4 protein-coding genes are annotated in these 5,647 nt (G+C 73.9%); all 4 read right to left on the bottom strand.

All coding sequences use genetic code 11. From position 1 onward, the window contains the following. Positions 1-12: 12 nt before the first annotated feature. On the bottom strand, positions 13-3,012 hold the full coding sequence (locus AC1DXT_RS20780) for a S8 family serine peptidase (RefSeq protein WP_477063173.1): 3,000 nt from the start codon (positions 3,010-3,012) through the stop codon (positions 13-15). After that, a complete protein-coding gene (locus AC1DXT_RS20775; RefSeq protein WP_477063172.1) occupies positions 3,009-4,844 on the bottom strand; it encodes a copper resistance CopC/CopD family protein in 1,836 nt (611 codons plus the stop codon). Before AC1DXT_RS20775 ends, AC1DXT_RS20780 begins: the two co-directional genes overlap by 4 nt. After that, a complete protein-coding gene (locus tag AC1DXT_RS20770; RefSeq protein WP_477063171.1) occupies positions 4,841-5,344 on the bottom strand; it encodes a hypothetical protein in 504 nt (167 codons plus the stop codon). The genes AC1DXT_RS20775 and AC1DXT_RS20770 overlap by 4 nt, the downstream gene beginning before the upstream one ends. Positions 5,345-5,410: 66 nt before the next feature. Continuing rightward, positions 5,411-5,647 (bottom strand): hypothetical protein (locus AC1DXT_RS20765; RefSeq protein WP_477062896.1); only part of this gene is annotated, 237 nt, incomplete at its 5' end.

Here is a 5,647-nt window from a genome sequence, read left to right as displayed (position 1 = left end):
CGGTTGGTGGGTTCAGGGGGTGTCGAAGGCGTCGATGTCGAGGTTGTCGGTGGTCAGGCCGTGGGTGGTGCCGTCGAAGTAGGTCGACCAGGTGCCGGTGGTGTTGGCGATGATGTCTTCGTCTTGGGTGGTGCCCAGGGTGGGGATGGTGGTGGTGGGGGTGGAGAAGGACAGCAGGTAGTGGGTGGCGTCGGTGCGGACGTAGCCGTCGACGTTGGTGCCGGCGGGTAGTCCGAGGGTGGTGGCGTCGAGGACGCGGGTGTAGCTGGTGCCGTTCCAGGAGTAGATGTCGGCGTCGTCGGGGGTGCCGCCCACTCCGGGTGGGTTGGTGTTGCCCAGGGTGGAGAAGTACACGGTGGTGCCGGTGATGCTGATGGCGTCCAGGTCGAGGTTGGCCACGGTCAGGCCGTGGGCGGTGCCGTTGAAGAACACCGACCAGGTGCCGGCGTTGTTGTAGACGATGTCTTCGTCCTGGACGGTGCCCAGGCCGGGCACGGTGGTGTCGCTGGCGAAGGACAGGTAGTAGTGGGTGGCGTCGACGCGGTCGTAGCCGTCGGTGTTGGCGCCGGTGGGCAGCCCGAGGGTGGTGGCGTCGAGGGTGCGGGTGTAGGTGGTGCCGTTCCAGGTGTACAGGTCGGCGTCGTCGGGGGTGCCGGCCACCCCGGGTGGGTTGGTGTTGCCGAGGGTGGAGAACACGATCGGGGCGCGCACGGCCACGGTCGTGGTGGTGGGGGTCGACCAGTTCCCGGCGGCGTCGAGGGTGCGCACGCTCAGGGTGTGGGTGCCCTCGTTCCAGGTGGTCACGTCGATGCTGGTGGTCAGGGTGTACGTCGGGCCGGTGCCGGTGATCGCCATCGGGGTGGCCAGGCCCAGGCCGGGGTCGGTGCCCCGGAACCACTCGGCGCGGCTCAGGGCAGAGGTGTCGGTGGCGGTCCCGGTCAGGGTGATCGTGGTCGCGCCCAGGGTCGGGTTGGGTGTGGCGGTCAGGGCCGAGATCACCGGTCGGACCTTGTCGACCACCAGGGTCCCGGTCGCGACCGGCCCCCAGTTGCCCGCCGCATCCCGACCCCGCACCGACACCACGTGCGACCCGATCTCCAGGTTCGCGGTCGGGATCGTCACGGTCAGCTCGGCGAGCGAGGCTGCCGGCGTCATCGTCATGGCGGTCCCGGTGCCGTTGGCGCCCACGTTGTCCAGGAAGTACTCGGCGGCGTCCACGACCGAGCCGCCGGTGGCGGTGTCGTCGGCGGTGGCGTGCACGGTGACGTCGTCGCCGCCGTTGGTCGGCGTCCCGACCAGCGTCGGTGCGGTGGTGGTCGGCCCGGTGAGGTCCGTGCCCGGTGGGATCGTGACGGTCAGGGCGAGGGGGGAGGTTGCCGAGGTGGAACCGTTCGTCGCCGTGATGGTGAGCGTGTAGTCGCCCGGCGGCAGGGTGGGCGACGGGGTGACCGACAGCTGGGCGGTGCCCGAGCCGGACGACACGACCGCCGGGGTGAACGTCCAGGTAGCCTCGTGCGCACCGAGACCCGAGAGCGCGAGCGTGACGTCGTCGGCGAAGCCGTTCACGGGGGTGATGCCGACGGAGACCGTCGCGGCGACGCCGCGATCCACGCGGACCGTCGTGGGGTCGAGCGTCATGGAGACGCCCGGTCGGCTGATCGCCCACTGGTACGTGCCCAGTGCGTCCAGCCGGCCCGAGCCGTACGTCGGGTCAGGTCCCGCGGGACCGAGGTCGACCCCGGTGCCGGTGAGGGCGGCACGCTGCTGCTCGACCGGGAGCCCGGGCACCGCCCCGAGCAGCAGCGCGAGCACGCCCGCCGCGTGCGGGGCCGACACCGAGGTCCCCGTCGCCACCTGGTAGAGGCCGTACCGGTCGGTGGTGAGCACGTCTACCCCCGGCGCGACCAGGTCCGGGTACGCCCCGTCCCGCCCCCCGCAGGTCGAGGGCCCGCGGCTGCTCGATCCGTAGACGAGGTCGTCGCCGTTCACCGCTCCGACCGCCAGGGACTCCGGGTAGTTGGCGGGGCTGACGCTGCTCGCGGCTCCCGGCCCGAAGTTTCCCGCGGCGAACACGGGCAGGATGCCTGCCGTGCGCAGGGCCTGGACGTCCGGCTGGAAGGTCAGGTCGCACCCGGGGCCCGCGCCGATCGACCAGGAGCCGTTGACCACGTCGGGCGCGTCGGCCGTGCTCGGGTCACGGTCGGGGTCGAGCACCCACTGGAAGGCCTGGTGCAGCGCGGTGGTCGTCGCGCCGCCGCGGTCGTTGAAGACCCGCGCGGCGATCCAGCTGGCCCCAGGCGCGACGCCGACGGCCGTCGACCCCGCGTCACCGCCCACGATCAGGCCGGTCGTCGCGGTGCCGTGACCGGTCAGGTCGGTCGGGGTCGTCGGGTGCTCGCCGTAGGGGTCGTACCAGCTGTTCGTCCCGCCGCGCCAGCGGCCCACGAGGTCGGGGTGCGATACGTCGACGCCGCTGTCCAGCGTTGCGACGACCACGCCTTGGCCCGTCTGGCCCAGGTCCCACAGGGCCGGCGCCCGCACCGCGGCCACGTTCGGTTCCGCAGGACCGACGGCCGGTACGACGAGGATCCGGTCGGACGTGACGGCGGCGACGTCGGCGCGAGCGGCGAGGGCCCGGACGACACCGGGTGTGGCGGTCACCGAGATCCCGTCGACGATCCAGAGCGGCGTGACGTCCGCTACCTCTCCGTGGTCTGCGCGCGTCCGGAGCATCGCCCGGACCGGCGCCTGGGCGGCGGCCGCCCGTGCCCGCAGCCGGGCGACGACCGTCCGCAGGCGTGCCGCCCGGGTGCCACGGACGTCCGAAAGGTCCGCACGGGAGCGCAGGGTCACGACAACGGACACCATGCCGTCGGGTGGGGCGTCGGCGAGCAGTGCGGCGACCTGCGGGGTCAATGCGCCGCCGTCCGAGTCGGGCTGCGCCGCCGCCGGGGCCCCGAGCAGCGCGAGGAGCACCGCGACGACGGTGCCCGCGGCGATGGGCCGCCTCATCGCGAGCTCCCGACGAGCTGGTCCGGGACGATCGTGGCCTCTGCGCGACGGCGGGTGCGCAGGATCGCGGCGGCCGTGCCGACGAGCAGCAGGACGGCGAGGGCGGTGGTCGCGAGCTCGGCCGTGCTGGGTCCGTCGGATACCGGAGGTGCGACGGTCCACGCCGTCCGGGTCACCGTGATCGGGAGGTCGCGGCGCTGGACCGCGACCGATGCCGTCCATCGGCCCGGTGCCGGGGCGATGGTCTCGGCCTCGTAGCGTCCGGGCTCGACGGGCTCGAGCGCCGCGTGGATCGTCCCGTCGGGGCCCTCGAGCAGGACCTCGACGGCGCTGACCGGGGCGGGCTCGGGCTTCACGGTGGAGCGGATCCGCACGATCAGCCGACTCGCCTCAGGGCCGGCGGGGACGACCTCGAACGTAACGAAGAGCCCGTCGACGTTGGTCGCGTGCACCGTCGTGTCCCGGGTCGCCGAGGCGACCTCGCGCGCCGTCGGGACCGACGTGAGGACCGCGGCCGCGCCGACGGCGGCCACCAGGACCAGCACCTCGGCGGCGACCAGGGCCGGGAACCTGCGCAGCGGCACGGGCGCCCACCCCGCCGGGCGTCCGAGGCGCCGGCCGACAGGCGCCGCGATCGCGGGGTTGACCAGCAGCGTGTTGACCCCAGCCACGGTCAGGGCAACGGCGAGCAGCGCCGCCTTGCCGACGACAGCGGCGCCGTAGACGCTCGTCACGAGCGCGCCGGCGGTCGGCACGTGCCTGCCGGCCTCGTACAGCCCGGTGGCGAGCAGGACGACCGTCGCCACCGCCGCGATGGGGCTGAACGCCCGGAACACCGGTGCCATCGCCGGCCCCCGGGCTGGGGAGTCGTGGAGCAGCGAGGGCAGCAGGCACACGGCGAGCACCGACACCCCGCCGGCCCACACCCCGGCGGCGACCAGGTGGGACGCGGAGGCGAGCGCCGCCGGAACGGATCGGGCGGGGAGCGTGGCGGCGTGCCCCGCCACGGCCTCCAGCCCGACCACGGCCGCCAGCGCGACGACGGCGGCACGCACCAGCGGACGTGAGCCGTCGCGCGTCGTCGCCCACCGGGCGAGCGCCACGGCAGCCACGACGAGGACGAGCTCGCGCGCCAGCCAGAGGTGCCCCCAGGGCGTCCCGGTCAGCAGGTCGACGGCGGCGGCGGGCCGGAGCCCGGGGTCGTCGCGGGTGAGCAGGAGGGGGGCAAGCAGGCCGCAGACGACTGCGACCCCGGCCCCCAGCGCCGCGACGACGCGCGCTCTCCGGCGTGCCCGGTGGCCCTGCTCACCGGTCGAGCGCAGCACCCGCCCGGAGACGGCCAGCGCGCCGATCGTGATCATGAGTGCGCACAGGTCGAGCCAGCGCAGGACGACCGCCGGTGCGGCGGGAARGCCGCCGGCCGCCGTCGGCACCACGCTCGGTCGCACTCCCGCGCCGAAGACGACGGAGCCGCTGGACTGGTGGCCGTCGTCGAGCGAGAGGGTGCGCCAGTCGAGCACGTAGGTCGCCCGGGCGAGCGGGGGCGTGACGACGCCGAGCACGGACCCGTCGCCCGTCGTCGACACGGTCACCGGCACGTCGACGCCGTCGATCGTCCGGAGCGCGACGGTGCTGGTCCGGGGGTCGACCGCCTCCGTGAACCAGAGGGTGAGCTCCGTCCGGCCCACTGCGACCGTTCCACCCACCGGCGGGTCGGAGCGGGCGAGCTCGCCGTGCGCCGCGGCCGGGGACGCGCCGAGCAGCACCATGACGAGCGCGGCGACCAGGACGGACAGAGGGAGCCGCGCGACGCGGAGCGCGCTGCTGCTCATCCCTCGACCACGAGGTGCTCGACGCGGTCGTCCCCGATCACCAGAGTCACCGACGTCCCGTCGTGGAGAGCGTTGTGGGCGTTGGCGATGAGGAAGTAGTAGGTGCCGCCCAGCTGGAGGTCCGCGCTGTGGCGGTGCGGCGACGCGAGCACCAGCGTCTGTCCGGTGTCCTCGACCACGAGGACGGGACGCATGCTCGTGTCGTGGATCATCGCCACCGCCTTGTCCGGGTCCACCACCTGGTACCGGAACTCGATGAGCCCTCCGGCCGCCGTCACGGCGATGAGGTCGACCCGGATCCCGAACCGCGCCGCCAGGTCGTCGGCGGAGACCGCGACGGTCTGCGCGCGGACGTCGGCCCGGTGCTCCCGCTCGGCCAGTCGCCACGCGCCCCCGCCCACGAGCAGGAGGCCGACGACGGCGGCCGCGATCCAGCTCCGGCGGCGAGGTCGTGCCGGAGGCGGCTCGGTGCCGACCTCGGGTCGGGTGGCGACGGTCACGGGTGACCTCCTCCTGTGGACCGGCCCGCGACACCGGAGGGGGCGCGGGCCGGTCGGTTGGTGGGTTCAGGGGGTGTCGAAGGCGTCGATGTCGAGGTTGTCGGTGGTCAGGCCGTGGGTGGTGCCGTCGAAGTAGGTCGACCAGGTGCCGGTGGTGTTGGCGATGATGTCTTCGTCTTGGGTGGTGCCCAGGGTGGGGATGGTGGTGGTGGGGGTGGAGAAGGACAGCAGGTAGTGGGTGGCGTCGGTGCGGACGTAGCCGTCGACGTTGGTGCCGGCGGGTAGTCCGAGGGTGGTGGCGTC

It is taken from the genome of Cellulomonas sp. P1_G12_2, from assembly GCF_056405535.1.
This window is presented reverse-complemented; position numbering and strand designations above follow the sequence as displayed.

What these genes read in the sequence shown, in the direction of transcription:
- AC1DXT_RS20780 (WP_477063173.1), bottom strand. Translation starts at nt 3,012, where the DNA reads ATGAGGCGGCCCATCGCCGCGGGCACCGTCGTCGCGGTGCTCCTCGCG.